Source organism: Cellulosimicrobium sp. Marseille-Q8652, from assembly GCF_965112045.1.
On record NZ_CBCOPS010000002.1, the window covers coordinates 1,751,786 to 1,773,072 of the forward strand.

22 protein-coding genes are annotated in these 21,287 nt (G+C 74.5%); 1 reads left to right on the forward strand and 21 read right to left on the reverse strand.

All coding sequences use genetic code 11. From position 1 onward, the window contains the following. Nucleotides 1-154: 154 nt before the first annotated feature. Both tsf and rpsB read right to left on the reverse strand, forming a co-directional pair. A complete protein-coding gene (gene tsf, locus ACWPWV_RS17850; RefSeq protein ID WP_454044239.1) occupies nucleotides 155-994 on the reverse strand; it encodes a translation elongation factor Ts in 840 nt (279 codons plus the stop codon). A 130-nt stretch (nucleotides 995-1,124) separates the two neighbouring features. Next, nucleotides 1,125-2,144, reverse strand: coding sequence for a 30S ribosomal protein S2 (rpsB, locus tag ACWPWV_RS17855; RefSeq protein ID WP_454044240.1), 1,020 nt, complete (start codon nucleotides 2,142-2,144; stop codon nucleotides 1,125-1,127). Between the two features lie 518 nt (nucleotides 2,145-2,662). Between rpsB and ACWPWV_RS17860 the strand changes: the two genes are divergently transcribed. Continuing rightward, nucleotides 2,663-3,328, forward strand: a complete 666-nt coding sequence (locus tag ACWPWV_RS17860; protein WP_454044241.1) for a murein hydrolase activator EnvC family protein — start codon at nucleotides 2,663-2,665, stop codon at nucleotides 3,326-3,328. Between the two features lie 6 nt (nucleotides 3,329-3,334). Here the strand turns inward: ACWPWV_RS17860 and ACWPWV_RS17865 are convergent, their stop codons facing one another. The 19 genes from ACWPWV_RS17865 to ACWPWV_RS17955 all read right to left on the reverse strand — a co-directional run bounded on the left by ACWPWV_RS17865 (nucleotide 3,335) and on the right by ACWPWV_RS17955 (nucleotide 21,163). Beyond that, nucleotides 3,335-4,231, reverse strand: coding sequence for a tyrosine-type recombinase/integrase (locus tag ACWPWV_RS17865; protein WP_454044591.1), 897 nt, complete (start codon nucleotides 4,229-4,231; stop codon nucleotides 3,335-3,337). Between the two features lie 196 nt (nucleotides 4,232-4,427). Continuing rightward, the gene (gene dprA / locus ACWPWV_RS17870) at nucleotides 4,428-5,894 is read right to left on the reverse strand and encodes a DNA-processing protein DprA (RefSeq protein WP_454044242.1); all 1,467 of its coding nucleotides are present in this window, start codon (nucleotides 5,892-5,894) and stop codon (nucleotides 4,428-4,430) included. After that, nucleotides 5,887-7,422, reverse strand: coding sequence for a YifB family Mg chelatase-like AAA ATPase (locus tag ACWPWV_RS17875; protein ID WP_454044243.1), 1,536 nt, complete (start codon nucleotides 7,420-7,422; stop codon nucleotides 5,887-5,889). The genes dprA and ACWPWV_RS17875 overlap by 8 nt, the downstream gene beginning before the upstream one ends. Next, nucleotides 7,422-7,781 (reverse strand): YraN family protein, encoded by a 360-nt coding sequence (locus ACWPWV_RS17880; RefSeq protein ID WP_454044244.1) that lies wholly within the window; start codon nucleotides 7,779-7,781, stop codon nucleotides 7,422-7,424. The genes ACWPWV_RS17875 and ACWPWV_RS17880 overlap by 1 nt, the downstream gene beginning before the upstream one ends. A gap of 141 nt (nucleotides 7,782-7,922) precedes the next feature. Then, nucleotides 7,923-8,222, reverse strand: a complete 300-nt coding sequence (locus ACWPWV_RS17885) for a DUF2469 domain-containing protein (protein WP_024840525.1) — start codon at nucleotides 8,220-8,222, stop codon at nucleotides 7,923-7,925. Nucleotides 8,223-8,268: 46 nt separating this feature from the next. Then, nucleotides 8,269-9,027 carry a ribonuclease HII gene (locus tag ACWPWV_RS17890; RefSeq protein ID WP_454044592.1) on the reverse strand — a complete coding sequence of 253 codons (759 nt, stop codon included), beginning with the start codon at nucleotides 9,025-9,027 and terminating at the stop codon, nucleotides 8,269-8,271. 104 nt (nucleotides 9,028-9,131) lie between these two features. Continuing rightward, on the reverse strand, nucleotides 9,132-9,971 hold the full coding sequence (gene lepB, locus ACWPWV_RS17895) for a signal peptidase I (protein WP_454044245.1): 840 nt from the start codon (nucleotides 9,969-9,971) through the stop codon (nucleotides 9,132-9,134). A 120-nt stretch (nucleotides 9,972-10,091) separates the two neighbouring features. Next, a complete protein-coding gene (rplS, locus tag ACWPWV_RS17900; protein ID WP_454044246.1) occupies nucleotides 10,092-10,445 on the reverse strand; it encodes a 50S ribosomal protein L19 in 354 nt (117 codons plus the stop codon). A gap of 187 nt (nucleotides 10,446-10,632) precedes the next feature. Next, nucleotides 10,633-11,454 (reverse strand): tRNA (guanosine(37)-N1)-methyltransferase TrmD, encoded by an 822-nt coding sequence (trmD, locus tag ACWPWV_RS17905; RefSeq protein ID WP_454044247.1) that lies wholly within the window; start codon nucleotides 11,452-11,454, stop codon nucleotides 10,633-10,635. Nucleotide 11,455: 1 nt separating this feature from the next. Next, entirely contained in the window at nucleotides 11,456-11,995 is a 540-nt protein-coding gene (rimM, locus tag ACWPWV_RS17910) for a ribosome maturation factor RimM (protein WP_454044248.1), read from the reverse strand. Between the two features lie 131 nt (nucleotides 11,996-12,126). Beyond that, nucleotides 12,127-12,366 (reverse strand): RNA-binding protein, encoded by a 240-nt coding sequence (locus tag ACWPWV_RS17915; RefSeq protein WP_454044249.1) that lies wholly within the window; start codon nucleotides 12,364-12,366, stop codon nucleotides 12,127-12,129. Next, the gene (rpsP, locus tag ACWPWV_RS17920; protein ID WP_454044593.1) at nucleotides 12,366-12,800 is read right to left on the reverse strand and encodes a 30S ribosomal protein S16; all 435 of its coding nucleotides are present in this window, start codon (nucleotides 12,798-12,800) and stop codon (nucleotides 12,366-12,368) included. The genes ACWPWV_RS17915 and rpsP overlap by 1 nt, the downstream gene beginning before the upstream one ends. A 160-nt stretch (nucleotides 12,801-12,960) precedes the next feature. Next, complete coding sequence (locus ACWPWV_RS17925) at nucleotides 12,961-14,076, reverse strand: amidohydrolase family protein (RefSeq protein ID WP_454044250.1); 1,116 nt, start codon at nucleotides 14,074-14,076, stop codon at nucleotides 12,961-12,963. A gap of 34 nt (nucleotides 14,077-14,110) precedes the next feature. Then, nucleotides 14,111-15,724, reverse strand: coding sequence for a signal recognition particle protein (gene ffh, locus ACWPWV_RS17930; RefSeq protein WP_454044251.1), 1,614 nt, complete (start codon nucleotides 15,722-15,724; stop codon nucleotides 14,111-14,113). A 103-nt stretch (nucleotides 15,725-15,827) separates the two neighbouring features. Beyond that, a complete protein-coding gene (locus tag ACWPWV_RS17935; protein ID WP_454044252.1) occupies nucleotides 15,828-17,657 on the reverse strand; it encodes a [protein-PII] uridylyltransferase in 1,830 nt (609 codons plus the stop codon). A gap of 16 nt (nucleotides 17,658-17,673) precedes the next feature. Continuing rightward, a complete protein-coding gene (locus ACWPWV_RS17940; RefSeq protein WP_454044253.1) occupies nucleotides 17,674-18,012 on the reverse strand; it encodes a P-II family nitrogen regulator in 339 nt (112 codons plus the stop codon). Then, nucleotides 18,009-19,322, reverse strand: coding sequence for an ammonium transporter (locus tag ACWPWV_RS17945; protein ID WP_454044254.1), 1,314 nt, complete (start codon nucleotides 19,320-19,322; stop codon nucleotides 18,009-18,011). Before ACWPWV_RS17945 ends, ACWPWV_RS17940 begins: the two co-directional genes overlap by 4 nt. 203 nt (nucleotides 19,323-19,525) lie before the next feature. After that, on the reverse strand, nucleotides 19,526-20,725 hold the full coding sequence (ftsY, locus tag ACWPWV_RS17950; protein ID WP_454044255.1) for a signal recognition particle-docking protein FtsY: 1,200 nt from the start codon (nucleotides 20,723-20,725) through the stop codon (nucleotides 19,526-19,528). Between the two features lie 12 nt (nucleotides 20,726-20,737). After that, on the reverse strand, nucleotides 20,738-21,163 hold the full coding sequence (locus ACWPWV_RS17955) for a hypothetical protein (protein WP_454044256.1): 426 nt from the start codon (nucleotides 21,161-21,163) through the stop codon (nucleotides 20,738-20,740). Between the last annotated feature and the right edge of the window lie 124 nt (nucleotides 21,164-21,287).

Here is a 21,287-nt window from a genome sequence, read left to right on the forward strand (position 1 = left end):
TCCTTGGTCGTCGCCCGGTGGGGCGTGCGGGTCGAGTCGTCGCGGGGAGGGCTGTGGCCGGGGCCCGCTGCAGGGCGGCTGCCCGGCGGGAGGCCCGGGTGCGGCATGGCCCGGCCCTCCCGCGACGAGCGGGGGGACCGGGCCTGCGAGGACGTCAGGCGCCGACGCGGTAGCGCACGAACTCCGTGATGGTGCCGCCGGTCTCGGAGACGACCTGGCCCACGGTCTTCTTGGGGTCCTTCGCGAGCGGCTGGTCGACGAGGACGACGTCCTTGAAGAAGCCGTTCAGGCGCCCCTCGACGATCTTCGGGAGCGCGGCCTCGGGCTTGCCCTCGTTGCGCGAGGTCTCCTCGGCGATGCGGCGCTCGTTCTCGACGGTGTCCGCGGGGACCTCGTCGCGCGAGAGGTACGTCGGCGACATCGCGGCGACGTGCTGGGCGACGTCCTTCGCGACGGCCTCGCCGGCCGCGTCGGTCGCCACGACGACGCCGATCGACGGCGGCAGGTCGCGAGCCGTGCGGTGCAGGTACGCGGTGACGCGCTCGCCCGCGACGCGGGTCACGCGACGCAGGACGATCTTCTCGCCGAGCGTCGCGGCCTGGTTGTCGATGACCTCCTGGACGGTCTCGCCACCGGCGTCCGCGGCGAGCGCCGCGTCGGCGTCGCGCGCGCCTGCCTCCGCGGCCGCCTTGAGCACGCGGTCGGCGAGGCTGATGAACGTCTCGTTCTTCGCGACGAAGTCGGTCTCGGAGTTGAGCTCGATGAGGGTCGCGACCTGGCCGCCCTCGATGTCGCGGATGTCGACGGCCACGAGGCCCTCGGAGGTCGAACGGCCCTCGCGCTTGGCGACGCCCTTCAGTCCCTTGACGCGGATGATCTCGAGCGCCTTGTCGGCGTCGCCGCCGGCCTCGTCGAGAGCCTTCTTGACGTCGAGCATGCCGGCGCCGGTGCGCTCGCGCAGCGCCTTGATGTCAGCGGCGGTGTAGTTCGCCATGGTGGGTCCTCACTCGTGGTGTGTCACGGGTACGTGCTGGGTGGTGCCTGACGCGTGCCGGCCGGACGTGGCGCGTCCAGGCGCGTCGCGGGGCGCGCGGCGAGACCTGCTCGCCGCGCGCCCCGGGACGTCACTTGGACTCGTCGGTCTCCGTGGCCTCGGCGGCGGGGGCCTCCTCGGCCGGCGCCTCCTCGGCGGCAGGCGCCTCGGTGGCCTCGGCAGCGGGCGTGGCCTCGACCTCGGCCTCGGCGGCCTCCGCGGCGGCCTCGACGGCCGGAGCGGCGTCCGCACCCGGCGCGACGGCCTCCTCGGCGCCCGTGGCACCCTCGGTGGCGGACGCGTTCGCGGCGGCCTCGTCGGCCTCGAGCTGCTGCTCGGCACCGGCCAGGAGCTCGCGCTCCCACTCGGCCAGCGGCTCGGCGTCGGCGTCGGCACCGGCCTCGGCACCCGAGCGCCCGGAGTGACGCTGCAGCAGACCCTCGGCGGCGGCGTCCGCGATCACGCGCGTGAGCAGCGTGACCGAACGGATCGCGTCGTCGTTGCCCGGGATCTTGTAGTCCACGGTGTCCGGGTCGCAGTTCGTGTCGAGGATCGCGACGATCGGGATGTTGAGCTTGCGCGCCTCGTCGACCGCGAGGTGCTCCTTGTTCGTGTCCACGATCCACACGGCGGAGGGGACCTTCGCCATGTCGCGGATGCCGCCGAGCGTGCGGGCGAGCTTGTCCTTCTCGCGGCGCAGCACGAGGAGCTCCTTCTTCGTGAGCCCCGAGCCGGCGACGTCGTCGAAGTCGATCTCCTCGAGCTCCTTGAGACGCTGCAGGCGCTTGTGCACCGTGGTGAAGTTGGTGAGCATGCCACCGAGCCAGCGGTGGTTGACGTAGGGCATGCCGACGCGCGCGGCCTGCTCCGCGACGGGCTCCTGCGCCTGCTTCTTGGTGCCGACGAAGAGGATGGAACCGCCGTGGGCGACGGTCTCCTTGACGAACTCGTAGGCGCGGTCGATGTACGACAGCGACTGCTGGAGGTCGACGATGTAGATGCCGTTGCGCTCCGTGAGGATGAACCGCTTCATCTTCGGGTTCCAACGGCGGGTCTGGTGTCCGAAGTGGACACCGCTCTCGAGGAGCTGGCGCATGGTCACGACGGCCATGACACGTCCTTTCACCGTGCGGCCCGGGATCCTCCCGGCGCGCGCACGCTCTGGGCGGCCCCCCTCGCGAGGTGGGCCGCGTTGCGGTTGGTCGGTGCGGACCACGGCGGTACGCACCCCTGGCGTCACCCGAGCCGACGCCTGCTCGCTCGCACGAGCAGGACCGACGCCGGACGCGGCCCGCAGGCGCCCGGCAGCAGCCGGGAGGAGGCGGGAACGTGACGCGCGAAGTCGACCGACGCGGCCCACCACCTCCCGCCCGGCGCCCGAGGGTGCGAGGTGGTGTGTCGAGGTGGCTCACGGTCGTGCCGATCGCGCGGTCCACTCTACCCGACCGGGCGCGGCACCGCGGACGGCGGGCGGACGGCGGGCAGCCCGGTGAGCAGAGGTGAGCGGCGGACGCCGCGCGGGGCGCCGGCTCGCGCCATGGTCGACCACAGGCCACCTCGCCGGACCGCGTGGTCCACAGGGTCGTCCGGGCGGCCCGCGCCGCGCGGGCGGGACGCCACCCTGTCGGGATGGACCCTCTCCGTCCCGCGGACCACCTCGCCGTCGCGGTGCTCGTCGCGACGCTCGTCCTCGGGCTCCCCCAGCCGTCCGTGGCCGGCTCCACCACGCCCGCCTCCGGCGCTCCGGGGACCGCGGTCGGGCCCGAACAGGCCGAGCGGGCCGCACCGGCGTCTCGGGCCGCACCGGCGTCTCGGGCCGCGCCGGCGTCTCGGGCCGGCGCCTGGGTGCCGCCGCTGGACCGCCCGCTCGACGCGCTGGGCGTGCTCGCGCCCTTCGACCCGCCCGCGCAGGACTGGTTGCCGGGTCACCGCGGCGTCGACCTCGCGGCACCCCCCGGTGAGCCCGTGCACGCACCGTCCGGCGGTGTCGTGACCTTCGCGGGACCCGTCGCGGGACGCGGAGTCGTCGTGATCCTGCACGACGACGGCCTGCGGACCTCGCTCGAACCGGTGGCAGGTCATGTGCGCCCCGGCGCGCGGGTCGCTCCCGGCGACGTCGTGGGGACGACCGAGGTCCCGGGCCTCCAGGGAGCGACGGCGTCGCAGCACGGCGGTCACTGCGCCGCGACCTGCGTGCACTGGGGGGTGCGCCGGGCAGACCGCTACGTCGACCCGCTCGCACTGCTCGGCGAACGGCCGCCCATCCTCCTGCTGCCCCTGCTACCCCTGTCCTGAGGCGGCTCAGGCGCGCGGGAACGCCTGCTCGAACGAGCTGCGGAGCCGCTCCGCGGTGACGTGGGTGTAGCGCTGCGTCGTCGCGAGCGACGAGTGCCCGAGGATCTCCTGCACGCTGCGCAGGTCCGACCCACCCGCGAGGAGGTGGGTGGCGGCGCTGTGGCGCAGGTCGTGCGGAGCGACGTCGTCCACGCCGGCGGCCGCCGCGAGCCGGTGCACCGCGTCACGCGCCTGCCGCTGCCCCCACCTGCCACCGCGGTCCCCGAGGAAGAGCGCCGCGCCGGAGCGGTCGGTGACGAGGGCCGGGCGCCCGTCCCCCAGCCAGCGTCCGACGGCGCGCGCCGCCGGCACGCCGAACGGGACGACGCGTTCCTTCGCGCCCTTGCCCAGCACGCGCACGGTGCGAAGGTCCAGGTCGACGTCGTCGACGTCGACGCCCGCGAGCTCACCGACACGCACACCGGCGCCGTAGAGCAGCTCGGCGGCCGCCCACTCGCGCAGCCGCGCCGGTTCGCCCTCGTCGGCCGCCGCGCGCGCGACGTCGAGCAGGCGGGCGGCGGCGTCGACGGCGAGGACGGTCGGCAGCGTGCGCGCCACGCGGGGGCTCGCGAGCCGCGCCGCCGGGTCCGTCGTGACGCGGCCCGTCGTGCGGGCCCAGTCGAAGAACGCCCTCGCGGCCGCCCCCCGGCGCGCGAGCGTCGTGCGGGCGAGCCCACGCTCGGACAGCACGGTGAGCCACGAGCGCAGCATCGCGAGGTCCACGGCGGCGAGCGACCCGGCCCCCTGGCGGACCGCGTGCCGCAGCAGACCGTCGACGTCACCCACGTAGGCCCGCACGGTGTGCGTGGACACCCCTCGATCGAGCTCCAGGTGCGTGGTGAACTCGTCGAGCGCGTCCTGCATGCCGCGCGGCAGCGGGGCACGAGCGTCCGACTCCCCCGCGACGGCGGGCGTCGGCCCCCCGTCCGCGTCCTGCTGCCGGCTCTCGTGGTCCACGCCCTCAGTGTGCCGCGGAGAGCCGCCGCCCGGCAGGAGGCTCTCCGCCGCGCTCGGGACTGCGCCGGCTGCGCCCGGAGCGCCGAGTGTCCGACGCCGTGCATCAGGGCAACGAGGGTGCGTGTCCGTCACCTCGCCGCCACCCGCCCGTGACGCGATCGGCGAGACCCGCGAGCTCGAGCCGTCCGAGCGCCGCGACCGTCTCGGGCACAGCGAGGCCGGCCGTCCGCGCGACGGACTCGACCGGCTTGCCCGATCGCAACGGCAGCGCCTCCCACGCTCGGGCCTCCACCGCGTCGAGACCGTCGTGCGCCGCGCTCCGCTCCTGCCCCGGCCGCGGCCCCGACGGCGCCGCGTCCCGACCGAGCGCCCCCGCGAGCTCGGCCACCTCGTCGGCATCGGTGACGCAGACAGCGGCCCCGTCCCGCAGGAGCCGGTGGCATCCCGACGACGCCACCGACGTCACCGGTCCCGGCACCACGCCGACGGGGCGCGACAGCTCGGCCGCTCGCGCCGCGGTGCTCAGCGACCCCGAACGCCACGCCGCCTCGACGACGACGGTCGCGGAGGCGAACGCCGCGATGAGGCGGTTGCGCAGCAGGAACCGGACACGGCTCGGCACCGAGCCGGGCGGGACCTCGGACACCACGGAGCCGCCCGAGTCGGCGACGGCGTGCAGGAGGTCGGCGTTCCCCGCCGGGTAGAAGCGGTCGACGCCGCCGGCGAGGAACGCGACGGTCGCCCCGTCAGCCGCGAGCGCTCCCCGGTGGGCGGCCGCGTCGATGCCGTAGGCGCCACCCGAGACGACGGTGAAGCCCCGGCCGACGAGACCCGCTGCGACGTCGCCCGTGACGTAGCGCCCGTAGTCGGTGCACGCGCGCGCGCCCACGACGGCGACCGACCGTCGCGAGAGGGCCGCGAGGTCCGGCGCGCCGCGGACCCACAGGCACAGCGGGGCGGAGACGCCCAGGTCGTCGACGCCCGTCGGCCAGCCCGGGTCGCCGGGCACGACGAGGGCTCCGCCGAGCCGCGCGAGCACGCGCAGCTCGCGACGCGGGTCGAGCCCGTCCAGGCGCGGCGCCCAGCGCGAGACGGCCCGCAGGACGCGCGCGACCGGGGCCGCGGGGCGACGGTCGCTGCCGACGTCCCACCGGACCGTGGACCCGTCGTCACGTCGCGCCCTGTCGAGCCCGGCCCCGTCGGGCCCGGCCGTGTCGGGGGGCCGGACCGTGTCGTCGGGGCCGACCGTGTCGTCGACGCCGGTCGTGTCGTCGTCGAGGGCTGCTCCGGACGGAGCCAGGACGGCGGCGAGACCGCCCGGGCGAGCGCCTCCCGCACCGGAGCGCCGCCCCGCCGCCGCGACGAGGACCCGCCGCGCCTCGGCGGGGTCGCTCACGGCGTCGTACACCCAGGCGAGGGCGTCGGCAGCGCCGAGCGAACGCACGAGCGCTCCTGCGACCTCGTCGCCCGGTTCTGCGAGGCGGGACCACGCCGCGCGGGCGAGACGCTCGTCGGTGACGTCGAACCCCGGCCGAGCGCTCGCCGTCGTGCCGCCCGGTCGCTCACCCACGGTAGCCCCGCGTCCGCAGCGCCAGCCCGGCACCGACGTCGGCCCGTGACGGGGCCTCACGGCCGGCGAGATCGGCCACGGTCCACGCGAGCCGCAGGACGCGGTCCGCGCCGCGCAGGCTGAGCGTGCCGCGGTCGAGCGCCGTGTCGACGTCCCGCAGGAGGCCGGGGTCCGGACCCAGCCGGTCGCGGAGCCACGTCCCCGGGACCTCGGCGTTGGTCCGCCACCCGGTTCCCGCGAGGCGCCGGGCCGCCGCCTCCCGGGCGGCGAGCACGCGCGCGGCCACCGTCGCGCTGGACTCGGGTGCCACCGCCGACGCCCGCTCCACGCGCGTCACCGGGCGCACCTCGACCTGGACGTCCACGCGGTCGAGAAGCGGACCCGAGAGCCGGCCGAAGTACCGGCGCTGCGCGACGGCGCTGCACGTGCAGTCCAGTCCCCTGCCCACGCTCCTGCCGCACGGGCAGGGGTTCGCCGCGAGGACGAGCTGGAACCGGGCGGGGTAGCGCGCGGAGCCCGCCGCGCGGTGGATGACGAGCTCCCCGTGCTCGAGCGGCTGACGCAGCGTCTGCAGCACGCGCGCGCCGAACTCGGGCGCCTCGTCGAGGAAGAGGACCCCTCGGTGCGCTCGCGAGGCGGCACCCGGCCGCGGTATCCCCGTGCCGCCGCCGACGATCGCCGCCGGCGTCGCGGTGTGGTGCGGGTCCTCGTACGGGGGCCGGCGGACGAGGCCGCCGCCGGGGTCGAAGACGCCCGCGACGGAGTGCACCGAGGTGACCTCGACCGCCTCGCTCTCCGTGAGGTCCGGCAGGATGCCGGGCAGCCGCGCGGCGAGCATCGTCTTGCCGGCACCGGGCGCGCCGACGAGCAGCAGGTGGTGTCCCCCGGCGGCGGCCACCTCCAGCGCGTGCCGCGCCTCCTCCTGACCGAGGACGTCGGACAGGTCGCCGTCACGCCTGCGGGGCGCCGCGGGTCGCGTGGGCGCGACCGCGTCGACGTCCTCCGGGCCGTCGAGGTCGGCACCGTACCGCCGCGCGACGTCCGCCAGGCTGACGGCGCCGACGACACGGGCGCCGGGGACGAGGCTCGCCTCCGCGACGTCGGCGGCGGGGACGACGACGTCGCGGAAGCCTGCCTCCACCGCGGCCGCGACGGCCGGCAGCACGCCCCGCACCGGCTGCAGCCGGCCGTCGAGGCCGAGCTCTCCGAGGTGCACGACGCCCTCGACCGCCGAGGCGGGCAGGAGCTGCGCCCCGGCGAGCGTCGCGACGGCGATGGCGAGGTCGAAGCCGGTCCCCGACTTGGGCAGCGCCGCCGGGGAGAGGTTCACCGTGATCTTGCGCTGGGGCCACGTGAGGCCCGACGACGCGACGGCGGCACGCACGCGGTCGCGCGACTCGCTGAGCGCCGTGTCCGGGAGACCGACCAGCACGAAGCCCGGGACGGACGCCGCGAGGTGTGCCTGCACCTCCACGACGTGCCCGGCGAGACCCACGAGCGCGACGGCCCGGGTCGTCCCGAGCGGCATCAGGCGCTCACCCCCACGAGGTGCTCCACCCGCGCGGCCCCGGCCCGCTGCACGACGACGGCCACGACGTCGATCCGTACCGACCCGGCACGGACGTCGTGCGTCGCGAGCCACTCCCCGGTCAGGCGGCGCAGCCGCGCCAGCTTCCGCGGCGTGACGGCTTGCGCGGGGTGCCCGTAAGCGGTCCCCCGGCGTGTCTTGACCTCGACCGCCACCACGACGTCGCCGTCGAGCGCCACGACGTCGAGCTCCCCTCCGTGCCCGCGCCAGTTGCGGTCGAGCAGGGTCCAGCCCGCCTCCACGAGGTGGGCCGCGGCCACCCTCTCCCCGTACCGCCCGACGGCGTCCTTCGCTCCCATGGCTCACCTCCGCGCACCACGGTGGGCCCGGGCACGACCCGGCGGCCAGGGATCGGGAGCACGGTGTGGAGGGGCACAGCGAGGCAGGGGCCTGTGGACGGCCAGGATCGCCGGGAGCGCACGACGCAGCGCTCCAGCGGTCTACAGCTGGAGCTCGGCCTTCGCCAGCTCCTCGACGTTGACGTCCTTGAAGGTGACGACGCGCACGGACTTCACGAACCGCGCGGAGCGGTACACGTCCCAGACCCAGGCGTCGGCGAGCCGCAGCTCGAAGTACACCTCGCCCGCGGCCGACCGCACCTGGAGGTCCACCTGGTTCGCCAGGTAGAAGCGGCGTTCGGTCTCCACCACGTACGAGAACAGGCCCACCACGTCGCGGTACTCGCGGTACAGCGCGAGCTCCATCTCGGTCTCGTAGTTCTCGAGGTCTTCGGCGCTCACGTCTCCATCATGGACCATCGGGACGCTCGTGCAGGTCCGGCCGCGCTCAGCTGGTCGGGAGCGAGGCCTCGGGGTCGAGCTCGAGCGCGACGACCGGCGGCCCGTAGACCGGGGCGACGTCCGCCGGTCCGGTCGCGTCGAGCAGCGGCGAGAGCTCGTCGCCGCGCTCCGGCAGCCGCCAGCTGCGGCGGTGCTGCGGGGTGGGCCCGTGCTCGCGCAGCGCCTCCACGTGCGTCGCCGCGCCGTAGCCCTTGTTCTGGTCCCACCCGAACACCGGGTACTGGCGCGCGAGCCGCGTCATGAGGGCGTCCCGCTCGGTCTTGGCCAGGACGCTCGCCGCGGCGACCGACGCGCACTGCAGGTCGGCCTTGACGAGCGTGCGCACGCGCGGGTCGGCGAGACCGTCGTCCTGGGGGTCCAGGTCGAACGCCTCGAAGAGGTCGACGGAGGGACGGCTCAACCAGTCGTGCTTGCCGTCGAGCAGGACGGCCTCGACGGCGCCCACGGAGCGACGGACCTGGGCGAGCGCGCGCCGTCCCGCGAGACGCAGGGCACCGACGATCCCGTGGGCGTCGATCTCCGCCGGCCCGGCGTGCCCGACGGCCCACGCGACCGCCCAGGCGCGTGCGAGCGGCACGAGCGCCTCGCGCGCGCCGGGCGTGAGGAGCTTGGAGTCGGTGAGGCCCGGCGGGCACGGCTTCGTCGCCAGGTCGACGACCACGACGCCCACGGAGACCGGTCCGGCGAGCGCGCCTCTCCCCACCTCGTCCATCCCCGCGACGTAGCGCGCGCCGTCGCGCAGCATCGCACGCTCGTGGCGCAGGTCCGGGCGACGCCGCACGCCCCCGCCCGCCGAGGTGGCGGCACGGGAGCCGGCGCCGCGCCGTGGCGCCGCGACCGTGCCGCTCGTCACGGCTCCTGCTCCGGGACGTCGGCGAACACGTCGCCGGGGTTGCGGAGCAGGCCCGCGTGGGACAGCGGCCAGACCTTGACGAACGCGGTGCCGACGACGTTGCTCATCGGCACGTAGCCTCCACCGGGCTTGCCGGTGTTGTAGCGCGAGTCCTGGGAGTTCTGCCGGTTGTCCCCCATGACGAAGAGCATGTCGTCGGGCACGACCCGGTCGAACGGGTCCTGGCTCGGCACCGACCCGGGCTTGACGTACGTCTCGTCGATCGGCTCCCCGTTCACGCTCACCCGACCCTCGGCGTCGCAGCAGACCACGTGGTCGCCCGGGGTCCCGATCACGCGCTTGATGAGGTGCTCGCCCGTGTCCTGCGGCAGCAGCCCGATGAACGTCAGGGCGGTCGTGGCCGCCTCCGAGAGCGCGCTCTGCTCCTGCGGGACCGCCGGGGGAAGCCATCCGCCCGGGTCCTTGAACACCACGACGTCGCCACGGTGCACGTCGAAGGCGCCGGGCACGAGCCTCGACACCATGACACGGTCGCCCTCCACGAGCGTGTCCTCCATCGAGGCGCTCGGGATGAAGAACGCCTGGACCAGGAAGGTCTTGATGAGCAGCGACAGGACCAGCGCGCTCACGACGATGATCGCGGTCTCCCGCAGGAGCGAGGAGCGGCGCGCCGGCGCCTCATCCTCGCGCGGCGCGTCCCCGTCGTGCCCGTCGTCGGGCTCGACCGGCGCGCCGTTCGCGGACCCGTGAGGGGTGCCGACGTCGTCGACCGCGTCCGTCCCGCGCTCGGGTCGGGCGTCGGGTCGAGGGCCACGTGGGGGGGCGCTGTCGGTCACGCGTTCACCTTGCCACCTTCGGGGGACTTCCGGGAAACGGGTCGGGGGTCGGGACGCCCGGAGACCGCGACGGGCGGCCGCCCCCCGTGGGGACGGCCGCCCGGTCGCGACTGCGGTCGGTCAGCGCGCGGTCTCGCGCTTCTCCTTGATCTTCGCCTTCTTGCCGCGAAGCTGACGCAGGTAGTAGAGCTTGGCGCGACGGACGTCACCGCGCGTGACGACCTCGACCGACTCGATCGACGGCGAGTGCACGGGGAACGTGCGCTCGACACCGACGCCGAAGCTGATCTTGCGGACCGTGAAGGTCTCGCGGACGCCGTGGCCCTGGCGCGCGATGGTCACGCCCTGGAACGCCTGGACGCGAGAGCGGTTGCCCTCGACGACCTTGACGTTGACCTTGAGGGTGTCACCGGGACGGAAGTCCGGGACGTCCGATCGCAGCGATGCCGCGTCGACGCTGTCCAGCGTGTGCATGATGTCTCTCCTCGCCCGCCACAGGTCGGAACGCGTGCTCGTGGCCCAGGACGACCCGGGCTGATCTCGTCAGGACGGTGCGTGACGTGCCGTCGAGCTGATGTCGTGTCCCGGACGTCCCCTGTGGCAGAGTCCGGGATTCGGCGCACACCGAGGGCCCATTCTGCCACACCGCAGGACCGGGGAGTCAGCCGTCCCGTTCGAGCCGGTCCCCTCGAGGCGACCAGCCGGACTCGGCGAGCACCTCGAGGTCGCGCCGGTCGAGTGCCGCCAGGTCCAGGGCCCGGACCATGTCGGGCCGGCGCGCGGAGGTCCGCCGCAGCGCCTCGTCCCGGCGCCACCGGTGGATGCGCGCGTGGTGGCCGGACAGCAGGACGTCCGGGACCTCGAGGCCCTCCCACACCGGCGGCTTCGTGTACACGGGGTACTCCAGGAGTCCCGCCGCGCCGTGCGACTCCTCGACGAGCGACTCGGGGTTGCCCACGACACCCGGCAGCAGCCGTGCCACCGCCTCGATCATGACGAGCGCCGCGACCTCGCCCCCGTTGAGCACGTAGTCGCCGATGGAGAGCTCGCTCACCGTGCCACCGGCCGCGCGGTGGTGCTCGGCGACGCGCGCGTCGATGCCCTCGTAGCGTCCGCACGCGAACACGAGGTGCTCCTCGCCGGCGAGCGCCTCCGCGGTGCGCTGGGAGAACGTGGCGCCCGACGGCGTCGGGACGACGAGGTGCGCGGCCGCGCCGGGTGGGGCTGCGTCGTCGGGGCCCCCCGACGGCGCCCCCTCGCGTGTCACGTCCGCGATCGCCCGACCCCACACGTCGGGCCGCATGACCATGCCCGCTCCCCCGCCGAACGGGGTGTCGTCGACCGTGCGGTGCCGGTCGGTCGTCCAGTCGCGCAGGTCGTGCACGCGCAGGTCGAGGATCCCCGCCGTCCGGGCCTTGCCCACGAGGGACAGGTCGAGCGCGGCCAGGTAGTCGGGGAAGATCGTGACCACGTCGACGCGCACGTCAGTCCTCCTCGGGCGTGGCGACGTCGAGCCGGTCGGCGTCCGACGCGAGCAGACCGCCGGGCGGGTCGAGCACGACCTTCCCGCCGGGGACGTCGACGACCGGCACGATGGCGCGCACGAACGGGACCAGCGTCCGCGTCCCGTCGGGCTCGCGCAGGATCAGCAGGTCGTGAGCCGGCGCCTCCTCCAGCCCTTCCACGCGTCCGAGCTCCGTGCCGTCCGTCGCCTCCGCGCGCAGGCCGGCGAGCTCGTGCGGGTACCAGGCGTCCTCCTCGTCGGACTCCTCGACGTCGACCACGAGCTCGATCCCGCGCAGCGACTCCGCCGTCGTCCGGTCGCCGACGCCCTCGAACCGGACGAGCCACCGTCCCTGGTGCACGCGGACCGACGCGACCGTGAGCGGCCCGGCGTCCGGCGGCTCGGTGGGCACGGCGGACCCGACGGCGAGGCGGGACTCCGGGTCGTCGGTGCGCAGGTCGAGCGCGACCTCGCCGCGCAGCCCGTGCGCCTTGCCGATGCGGGCGACGGTCAGCTGCATGGTCGTGCTCCTCTGGTCGTTCGTCTGGTCGTTCGTCCCGGGTGCCGTCCGGGAGCGAGAAGACCCGGCCCGCCTCGCGGCGAGCCGGGTCTCCGTGTCCCTCGCGGGACGTGGTCCTTCGAGGACGGGTCTCAGCGGCGGTCGACGTCGACGACGTCCACCCGCACCGGGCCGTCGGTCGCGAGGGCCCCGATCACCGTGCGCAGGGCTCGCGCCGTGCGCCCGCCCCGCCCGATCACCCTGCCGAGGTCGTCGGGGTGGACCCGGACCTCGAGGAGGTCACCGCGGCGCAGCGTCTTCGTGCCGACCCGGACGTCGTCCGGGTTGTCCACGATGCCGCGCACCAGGTGCTCGAGGGCCTCGGCGAGCATCAGGCCTCGTCGCCGGCAGGTGCAGCGTCGGCGGAGTCGGCGGCCTCGGGAGCGGGCTCCGACTTCTTCTGCGCGGCCTTGGCCTTGACCTTCTCCGCGTCCGCGGCAGCAGCCTCGATCGCGGCGGCCGGGTCGGCCTTCTCGCCCTTGACCCGGAGGGTGCCCTCGGCGCCCGGCAGGCCCTTGAACTTCTGCCAGTCGCCGGTGACCTTGAGGAGCGCGAGGACCTGCTCGGTCGGCTGCGCGCCGACACCGAGCCAGTACTGCGCGCGGTCGGAGGTGATCTCGATGAACGAGGGCTCCTCGGTGGGGTGGTACTTGCCGATCTCCTCGATGACGCGACCGTCACGCTTGGTGCGCGAGTCCGCGACGACGACACGGTAGTACGGCGCCCGGATCTTGCCGAGACGCTTCAGACGAATCTTGACGGCCACTGTGGTGGTCACTCCTGGTTCTGGTTTGGGTGAACCCGTGCTCGTCCGGTGGGGACCAGGACGACGGGGGGTTCAGGACACGACGCGCACGGAGAGAGGGGCCGGGCACGCCGAGTACCGGGCCATTGTGCCAGACGGCCGGGTGGGCGGCCAAGCCGGGCTACTGCCGGACGATCTCGCCCCGCAGCACGACGGCGGTGGGCGCGCGCAGGACGTCGACGTCGAGCCGCGGGTCCGCGGGGTAGACGACGAAGTCGGCCGAGGCGCCCTCGACGAGGGACGTGAAGCCGAGGTACTCACGGCCCTGCCAGCTCGCCGCGGCGACGACGGCGGCGGGCGGGATGCCGGCGGCGACGAGCTCCGCGCACTCGTCGGCGAGCCGGCCGTGGCCGATCGTCCCGCCCGCGTCGGTCCCGACGAGGATCTGGATCCCGGCGTCGTGCAGCGCGCGCGCCTGCTCGTACCGGCGCGCGTGCAGCCGGCGCAGGCGGGCGGCGAACCTCGGGTAGCGGGCGTCCGCCTGCCGGGCGATGTCCTCGAAGCGCCCGACCTGGAGCAGCGTGGGCGTGACGGCGATGCCCCGCTCCGAGATCTCGTACATGAGGTCGGGGTGGATGCCGGTCCCGTGCTCGATCCCGTCGACGCCGGCGGCGAGCAGCGACGGGATCACCTCGTCGGAGAACGCGTGCACGGTGACGCGGGCCGCCTCGGCGTGGGCGACCGCGACGGCCTCGGCGAGCACGTCGTCGGGCCACAGGGGCCGGAGGTCTCCGTCCGCGCCCAGGTCGCGGTCGATCCAGTCGCCGACGAGCTTGACCCAGCCGTCCCCCTCGCGTGCCTCCCGGCGCACGGCCTCGGGCAGGCCGGACGGGTCGTCGAGCTCGAGGCCGTAGTGCCGGAGGTAGCGCTTCGGGCGTGCGATGTGGCGACCCGCGCGCACGAGGCGGGGCAGGTCGCGTCGTCCGTGGACCCACCGGGTGTCGGCCGGCGACCCGGCGTCGCGCACGAGCAGCACGCCGCTGTCGCGGTCCTCCAGGGCCTGGGCCTGGGCCGTGGCCGTGTCGACCGCGCCCTGCGGACCGAGCCCGACGTGGCAGTGCACGTCGACGAGCCCGGGCAGCACCCAGCCCTCGAGGTCGACCATGTTGGTGCCCTGGGCCGACGGACGGGTCAGGCTGACGCGCCCGCCCTTGACCCACAGGTCGCCGACCTCGCGGTCGTCACCGATGAGGACGTGGCCGCGGACGTGCAGCGACGGGCCTTCCAGCGCGGACATGCGGCTCCAGGGTGGGGAGGGTCGGGACGTGCGGTCAGCGGCCGAGGAGCTTCTCGAACCCCGGGGGCAGCTCCAGGTCGTCGGGGACCTGGGGCGCCGCGGGGCTCGTCCCCCCGCCGAGCCCGAACGCCGACCCCGCGGGCGACGACGGGCGCACGACCTCCCCCGCGGCACGTGCCGCCGCCGCGCGCTCCTGCTCCGCACGCTTCGCCGGGTTGCCCGACCGGCCCTTCGCCTTGCGCTGCGGCGCCTGGCGGCCGCGGGCCTTCTTCCCGCCCATGCCGGGCAGGTTCCCCATCCCCGGCATGCCGGGCATCCCGCCGCCGCGACCCATCTGGCGCATCATCTTCTGCGCGCCCGCGAACCGCTCGAGCAGCTGGTTGACGTCCGAGGTGCGCACGCCCGAGCCCCGCGCGATCCGTGCCCGGCGCGAGCCGTTGATGATCTTCGGGTTCTCGCGCTCCGCGGGCGTCATCGAGCGGATGATCGCCTCGATGCGGTCGACCTCCCGCTCGTCGAAGTTCTCGAGCGCCTCCCGCATCTGGCCCATGCCGGGCAGCATGCCGAGCATCTTCTTCATCGAGCCCATGTTCTTCATCTGCTGCATCTGCACCAGGAAGTCCGCGAGCGTGAAGTCCTGACCGGACTCGAGCTTCTCGGCCATCTTCGCGGCCTGCTCGGCGTCGAACGCCTTCTCCGCCTGCTCGATGAGCGTCAGGACGTCGCCCATGTCGAGGATGCGTGACGCCATCCGGTCCGGGTGGAAGGCCTCGAAGTCGGTGAGCTTCTCACCGGTCGACGCGAAGAGGATCGGACGCCCGGTGACGCCGGTGACGGACAGCGCCGCGCCACCACGGGCGTCGCCGTCGAGCTTGGTGAGCACGACGCCCGTGAAGTCGACGCCCTCCTCGAAGGCCTTCGCCGTGGCGACGGCGTCCTGACCGATCATCGCGTCGATGACGAAGAGGATCTCGTCGGGGCTCACGGCGTCGCGGATGTCCGCTGCCTGCTGCATGAGCACGGAGTCGAGACCGAGGCGGCCGGCGGTGTCGACGATCAGGACGTCGTGCTGGCGCTGGCGAGCGGTCTCGAGCCCGTCGCGCGCGACGGCGACCGGGTCGCCGATGACGTCGTCGACCTCGACGCCGCTCTGGTTCCCCGGGTGCGGGGCGAACACCGGGACGCCTGCGCGCTCGGCGACGACCGAGAGCTGCGTGACGGCGTTCGGCCGCTGGAGGTCGGCCGCGACGAGGAGCGGCGTGTGCCCCTGCTCGCGCAGGTGCAGCGCGAGCTTGCCCGCGAGGGTCGTCTTGCCCGCGCCCTGGAGGCCGGCGAGCATGATCACCGTCGGCGGGGTCTTCGAGAAGCGCAGCCCTCGGCTCTCGCCGCCGAGGATCGCGACGAGCTCCTCGTTGACGATCTTGACGACCTGCTGCGCCGGGTTGAGCGCGCCCGACACCTCCGCCGAGAGCGCGCGCTCGCGCACGGTCGCGGTGAACTCGCGGACCACCGGCACGGCGACGTCGGCGTCGAGCAGCGCGCGACGGATCTCCCGGATCGTCGCGTCGATGTCCGCCTCGGACAGCCGGCCCTTCGCCCGCAGGTTCTTGAAGGTCGATGTCAGTCGGTCCGACAGCGTGTTGAACACCGCGTCATCCTCACCAGTCGCCGGTCGTCTCGGGGAGCGGGCTCGCGCCACCCGACCCGTCACACCGGAAGGGCACGGGACGGCGCGTCCGCGAGGGTCAAGCCTACCCGGGCGCCCGAGGCCCGGCGTCGTCGTCCGCGCGGAGCACCCGCGCCGTCTCGCCGACGAGGTCGTCGACGAGCCGGGCGCGCCACGCGGTCCACGCGCTGGGGCCGAGCGACGAGGCGTCGGCCTCCGTGAGCGCCCGCAGGACCTCCAGGACCTCCGGCCGGTGGTCCACCGCCTCGGCGAGCTCGGCGACGGTGGCCGGGTCGTCGGGGTCCTCGCTCACGGCCAGCCGCGAGAGGGTGAGGTGGTGCCGCACGAGGCGCTCGACGTCGGCCACGACGCCCGCGTCGAAGCCCATCCGCCCCAGGATCACCGGCACGAGCCTCGCGCCCTCGATCGAGTGGTCCGACGCGCCCGCGCGCTTGCCGATGTCGTGGAGCACCGCGGAGAGCACGAGCAGGTCCCCCCGCGCGACCCCCTTGCGGTCGCGGGACGCACGCGCCACGACCTCGACGAGGTGACGGTCGACGGTGTGGCGGTGGACCGCGGCGCGCTGCGGCCGGTTCCGGACGCCGGCCCACTCGGGGATCCACGTCGTGACGACGCCCGCGAGGTCGAGCGCCTCCCACACGGCCACCTGCGCCTGGCCCGAGCCGAGCAGCGAGAGGAAGGCCGTCCGGGCGGCCTTCGGCCACGGCTCGGGCAGCGGGGGGCACTCGGCGAGGCTCGCGACCGACACCGGGGAGAGCGTCAGGCCGGTGCGCGCCGCCGTCGCGGCGGCGCGCAGCGACAGGAGCGGGTCGGACGCGGGGTGCGCGTCGACCGCGAGGACGAGCTCGCCGTCGTGCTCCACGAGACCGTCGCCCACCGAGCGCAGGCGCGGCGCGGCACGGCGGCCACGGATGAGCACCGGCCGACGGGCGACCGAGGGCCGCTGCAGCGCCTGGCGGGCGCGACGCACGGTGGTGTCCAGGGCGTAGGAGATCTCGCGCCCCGCCTCGGCGAGGCTCGCGAGGAGCTCGTCGGGGTCGTCGAACCCCGCGTCGTCGGCGACCTCGTCGAGGTCCGCGAGGAGCAGCCGGCTCGTGTGCCGGCCCGTCACGACCTGCAGCGTGTCGCGCACGTCGAGCAGGTGGGCGTACGCGCGGTCGACGGACCCGTGCGGGCGGTCCGTGAGCCACGTCGCCGCGAGCGCCGAGAGGACCACCGCGTCCCGGATGCCGCCGCGGGACTCCTTGAGGTCGGGCTCGATGAGGTAGGCGAGCTCGCCGGAGCGCTCGGCGCGGTCGCGGGTCGACGAGAGGAGCTCCGGCAGCCGGCGCCGTGACGCCGACCGCCAGTCGGTGAGCACCGCCGACGACGCGCGGTGCACCACGAGGGCGTCACCGGCGACGGCGCTGACGTCGAGCCAGCCGACGGCCGCGGGGACGTCCTTCGACGCGACCTGGCGGCACTGCGAGAGCGACCGGACGGAGTGGTCGAGGTCGACGCCGGCGTCCCAGAGGGGGTACCACAGGCGCTCGGCGACCCGGGCGACCTGCTCCGGCGAGTGGGTCCGGCCGTCGTGCACGAGCACCAGGTCGAGATCGCTCGCCGGGCCCATGTCGCCTCGGCCGAGGCTGCCGACGGCCGCGAGCGCGATCCCGTCGGGGGCGACGTCGTCCGTGGCCTCCTTCCACAGCGTCGCGAGGCTCGTGGTCACGAGGTCGACGACGGCGGCGCGGCGCGCGACGGCGCTGCGGCCGCGGCCGCTCATGGAGCGGGCGAGCTCGAGCGTGCGAGCGCGGAGGTCCCGCACCCCGTCAGGGTGCGGGACCTCCGTGCCGTGCTCCGCCGATCCCCCCGCGACCCCGCCCGTGGTCGGGGTGTCGGCGTTGTCCGTCATGCGCGGATCAGCATCCTCACAGGGCGCCGGGGCCGTGCTCGCCCGTGCGCACCCGGGCGACGTCCTCCACCGGGACCGTCCAGACCTTGCCGTCACCGATCTTGCCGGTCTGGGCGGCCTTGACGATGACCTCGGTGACGACCTCCGAGTCGGCGTCGTCGACGAGCACCTCGATGCGGACCTTGGGGACCAGGTCGACCGTGTACTCGGCGCCGCGGTAGACCTCGGTGTGGCCCTTCTGCCGGCCGTAGCCGCTGGCCTCGCTGACGGTCATGCCACGCACGCCCGCTGCCTCGAGCGCCGACTTCACGTCGTCGAGACGGTGGGGCTGGATGATTCCCGTGACGAGCTTCATGCCCGAACCTCCTTGATGACGCTGCCCTGCTGGATGGACTCGTACGCCGTCTCGCCGTGCACCGCGAGGTCGATGCCGCCGACCTCGGCGTCCTCGCTGACGCGCCAGCCCATCGTCACCTTGAGGATGAGGCCGATGACGAGCGTGGTGACCGCCGAGAAGACGATCGCGACGAGGGCGATGAGGACCTGGACGACGAGCTGCTGGGCCCCGCCGCCGAAGAACAGGCCGGTGTCCGCGGCGAGGAAGCCGATCGCGACCGTACCCCAGAGGCCGGACACGAGGTGGACGCCGACGACGTCCAGCGAGTCGTCGTAGCCGAAGCGGTACTTGAGACCGACCGCGAGGGCGCTGAGCGCACCGGCGACGACACCGAGGACGATCGACGTGACCGGGGTGAGGGCGCCCGCGGCGGGCGTGATGGCGACGAGGCCCGCGACGACACCGGACGCGGCGCCGAGCGACGTGGCGTGGCCGTCACGGATCTTCTCGGTGAGGAGCCAGCCGATGATGCCCGCGGCGGTCGCGGACGTCGTGTTGACCCAGGCGAGGCCGGCGGTCTCGTTCGCGCCGAACGCGGAGCCCGCGTTGAAGCCGAACCAGCCGAACCACAGGAGGGCCGCGCCGAGCATGACGAACGGGAGGTTGTGGGGACGCATCGGCTCCGAGCCGAAGCCCTTGCGGCGGCCGACGAGGAGCGCGAGCACGAGCGCCGCGACACCGGCGTTGATGTGGACGACCGTCCCGCCGGCGAAGTCGATCGGCGCGACCGTGGCGGCGCCGTCCGTGACGCCGAAGACCATCGCCGCGAGGCCGTTCTCGTTGGCCGAGAGGAAACCGCCGCCCCACACCATGTGGGCGAGCGGGAAGTACGTGACGGTGACCCAGATCGCGGTGAACGCGAGCCACGTGCCGAACTTCACGCGGTCGGCGAGCGCACCGGAGATCAGCGCGACCGTGATGATCGCGAACGTCACCTGGAAGGCGATGTCGACGACGTTCGGGTAGTTGCCGAGCGTGCTGGCGACGGCGCTGCCCTCGGCGTCCGTGATCGCCCCCGAGAGACCGAACTGCGCGAACGGGTTCGCGAACAGCCCGCCCGTCCCTGCCTCGCCGTAGGACATCGACCATCCCCACAGCACGTACACGACGCCGACCACGGCCATGGCCCCGAACGACATCATCATCATGTTCAGCACGGACTTGGCGCGGACCATGCCGCCGTAGAAGAACGCCAGTCCGGGCGTCATCAGGAGCACGAGGGATGCTGAGATCAGCATCCACGCGGTAGCCCCGGTGTCCCACTCCATCGGATCATCTCCCCTCGCCAGCCGGGCGGCCGGTCGGGGACAACGTTGGTGGCGGCGGGTTTCACCGGGGGTGTCGTCGTGTTACGCGGGTGTGACAAGCGGTTCTCGGAGGTAAACGTTCCGTTTCCGAGCCTCGCGGGCGGTGTCCGACGTCCGGATCGCGACATCCGCGTGATCGGACCGTGATACGACCGTGACCTCCGTCAGGCGCCGAGCAGCCCGTCCACGAAGTCCTCCGCGTCGAACGGGGCGAGGTCGTCGGGCCCTTCTCCGAGGCCGACGAGCTTCACCGGGACGCCGAGCTCGCGCTGCACCGCGACGACGATGCCGCCCCGGGCGGTCCCGTCGAGCTTCGTGAGCACGATCCCGGTCACCCCGGCGACCTCGCCGAAGACGCGGGCCTGGTTGAGCCCGTTCTGGCCCGTCGTCGCGTCGAGCACCAGCAGGACCTCCGACAACGGCGCCTCCTTGGTGATGACGCGCCGGATCTTGCCGAGCTCGTCCATGAGGCCCGCCTTGTTCTGGAGGCGACCCGCGGTGTCGACGAGGACCACGTCGACGCCCTCGACCCGTCCACGGCGCACCGCGTCGAAGGCGACCGCCGCCGGGTCCGCGCCGTCGCGGTCCGCGCGCACCGTCGGGACGCCGACGCGCGCGCCCCACGTCTGGAGCTGGTCCGCCGCGGCCGCGCGGAAGGTGTCCGCCGCGCCGAGCACGACGCTGCGGTCCTCGGCGACCAGCACGCGCGCGAGCTTGCCGACGGTCGTCGTCTTGCCGGTGCCGTTGACCCCGACCACCAGCACGACGGCCGGGACCTGCCCCTCCGGCGTCGCCGTGGGCGCGGTCGCCAGGGACCGGTCGAGCGTGGGGTCGACGAGCGCGACGAGCTCGTCGCGCAGCAGGGCCCGCACGCTCTGCGCGTCGCGCACGCCGAGCACGCGCACCCGGGTGCGCAGGTTCTCGATGAGCTCACCGGCCGGGCCCGCGCCGACGTCGGCGAGCAGGAGCGTCTCCTCGAGCTCGTCCCAGTCGTCCTCCGTGAGGTGGTCGCGCGACAGCACCGAGAGCAGGCGCGCGCCGAGCGGCGAGCCGGAGCGTGCGAGCCGCTCCCGCAGTCGCACGAGGCGACCGCCGACGGGCTCCGGGCGCTCGATCGGTGGCGCGGACGGAGCCTCGGCCTCGACGACGGCCGCGTCGGGGTCGAGCACCGCCGTCCCGACGGCTCCTGGCAGCTCACCGTCCGCGTGCTCCGCGGACCGCGGTGTCGTGATGCCCGTCGGTCGAGGAGCGGGCCCCGCGCCGGGCGCGCCGCGACGGCGGCGGACGGACATCGCGCCGCCCGTGACGAGGCCGACGACGACGAGGAGGCCGAGAAGGATCCAGAGCGGGAGGAGGTCGTTCACGCGGGCAGTCTCTCAGACGGTCGTCGTGCCGTCGTCGCCGGCACCGGCCGGCGAGCCCGCTCCGGGGACCGCCGAGCCCCGCGACCGCTCGGCGTGCGCGTGCAGGGGACGGGTGGCCCGCTCGCGGGCCCGGTGCAGGACCTCCGTGAGCTCCTCGGCGTCGACGTAGGCCCTCGAGGACACCTCGGTGGCCGTGAAGAACTCGTCCATCGTCGAGTCGACCGGCTTCGGCAGCCGGACGGTGCCGACGTGGCGTGCGGCCTCCTGGTCGCGACCACGGCGTCCGGGGCGCAGCCCTGCCCGGAAGTTCCGCCAGAAGCCTCCGAGCCCCTGCTCGTCGGTCGCCGCCGACTCCGACCGGGCGACGACGCTCGCGAAGAGGAACACGACGGCGGCAGCGCCGAGCGCGATCCCGAGCCACACGAACATCCACACCATGCGTCCCAGTATCCGGTGGGAGGAGGCGATCGCTCACCGGCGCGCGGAAGGTCCGGCAATCAGCACCACATCTTCACAAGCCGCGGAATTGCAACGATTCTCGGTGATTGTCCGGTCCGTGCGC

What these genes read in the sequence shown, in the direction of transcription:
- tsf (WP_454044239.1), bottom strand. Translation starts at nt 994, where the DNA reads ATGGCGAACTACACCGCCGCTGACATCAAGGCGCTGCGCGAGCGCACC.
- rpsB (WP_454044240.1), bottom strand. Translation starts at nt 2,144, where the DNA reads ATGGCCGTCGTGACCATGCGCCAGCTCCTCGAGAGCGGTGTCCACTTC.
- ACWPWV_RS17860 (WP_454044241.1), top strand. Translation starts at nt 2,663, where the DNA reads ATGGACCCTCTCCGTCCCGCGGACCACCTCGCCGTCGCGGTGCTCGTC.
- ACWPWV_RS17865 (WP_454044591.1), bottom strand. Translation starts at nt 4,231, where the DNA reads ATGCAGGACGCGCTCGACGAGTTCACCACGCACCTGGAGCTCGATCGA.
- ACWPWV_RS17875 (WP_454044243.1), bottom strand. Translation starts at nt 7,422, where the DNA reads ATGCCGCTCGGGACGACCCGGGCCGTCGCGCTCGTGGGTCTCGCCGGG.
- ACWPWV_RS17880 (WP_454044244.1), bottom strand. Translation starts at nt 7,781, where the DNA reads ATGGGAGCGAAGGACGCCGTCGGGCGGTACGGGGAGAGGGTGGCCGCG.
- ACWPWV_RS17890 (WP_454044592.1), bottom strand. Translation starts at nt 9,027, where the DNA reads ATGCTGCGCGACGGCGCGCGCTACGTCGCGGGGATGGACGAGGTGGGG.
- rplS (WP_454044246.1), bottom strand. Translation starts at nt 10,445, where the DNA reads ATGCACACGCTGGACAGCGTCGACGCGGCATCGCTGCGATCGGACGTC.
- rimM (WP_454044248.1), bottom strand. Translation starts at nt 11,995, where the DNA reads ATGCAGCTGACCGTCGCCCGCATCGGCAAGGCGCACGGGCTGCGCGGC.
- ACWPWV_RS17915 (WP_454044249.1), bottom strand. Translation starts at nt 12,366, where the DNA reads ATGCTCGCCGAGGCCCTCGAGCACCTGGTGCGCGGCATCGTGGACAAC.
- ACWPWV_RS17925 (WP_454044250.1), bottom strand. Translation starts at nt 14,076, where the DNA reads ATGTCCGCGCTGGAAGGCCCGTCGCTGCACGTCCGCGGCCACGTCCTC.
- ACWPWV_RS17935 (WP_454044252.1), bottom strand. Translation starts at nt 17,657, where the DNA reads ATGACGGACAACGCCGACACCCCGACCACGGGCGGGGTCGCGGGGGGA.
- ACWPWV_RS17940 (WP_454044253.1), bottom strand. Translation starts at nt 18,012, where the DNA reads ATGAAGCTCGTCACGGGAATCATCCAGCCCCACCGTCTCGACGACGTG.
- ACWPWV_RS17945 (WP_454044254.1), bottom strand. Translation starts at nt 19,322, where the DNA reads ATGGAGTGGGACACCGGGGCTACCGCGTGGATGCTGATCTCAGCATCC.
- ACWPWV_RS17955 (WP_454044256.1), bottom strand. Translation starts at nt 21,163, where the DNA reads ATGGTGTGGATGTTCGTGTGGCTCGGGATCGCGCTCGGCGCTGCCGCC.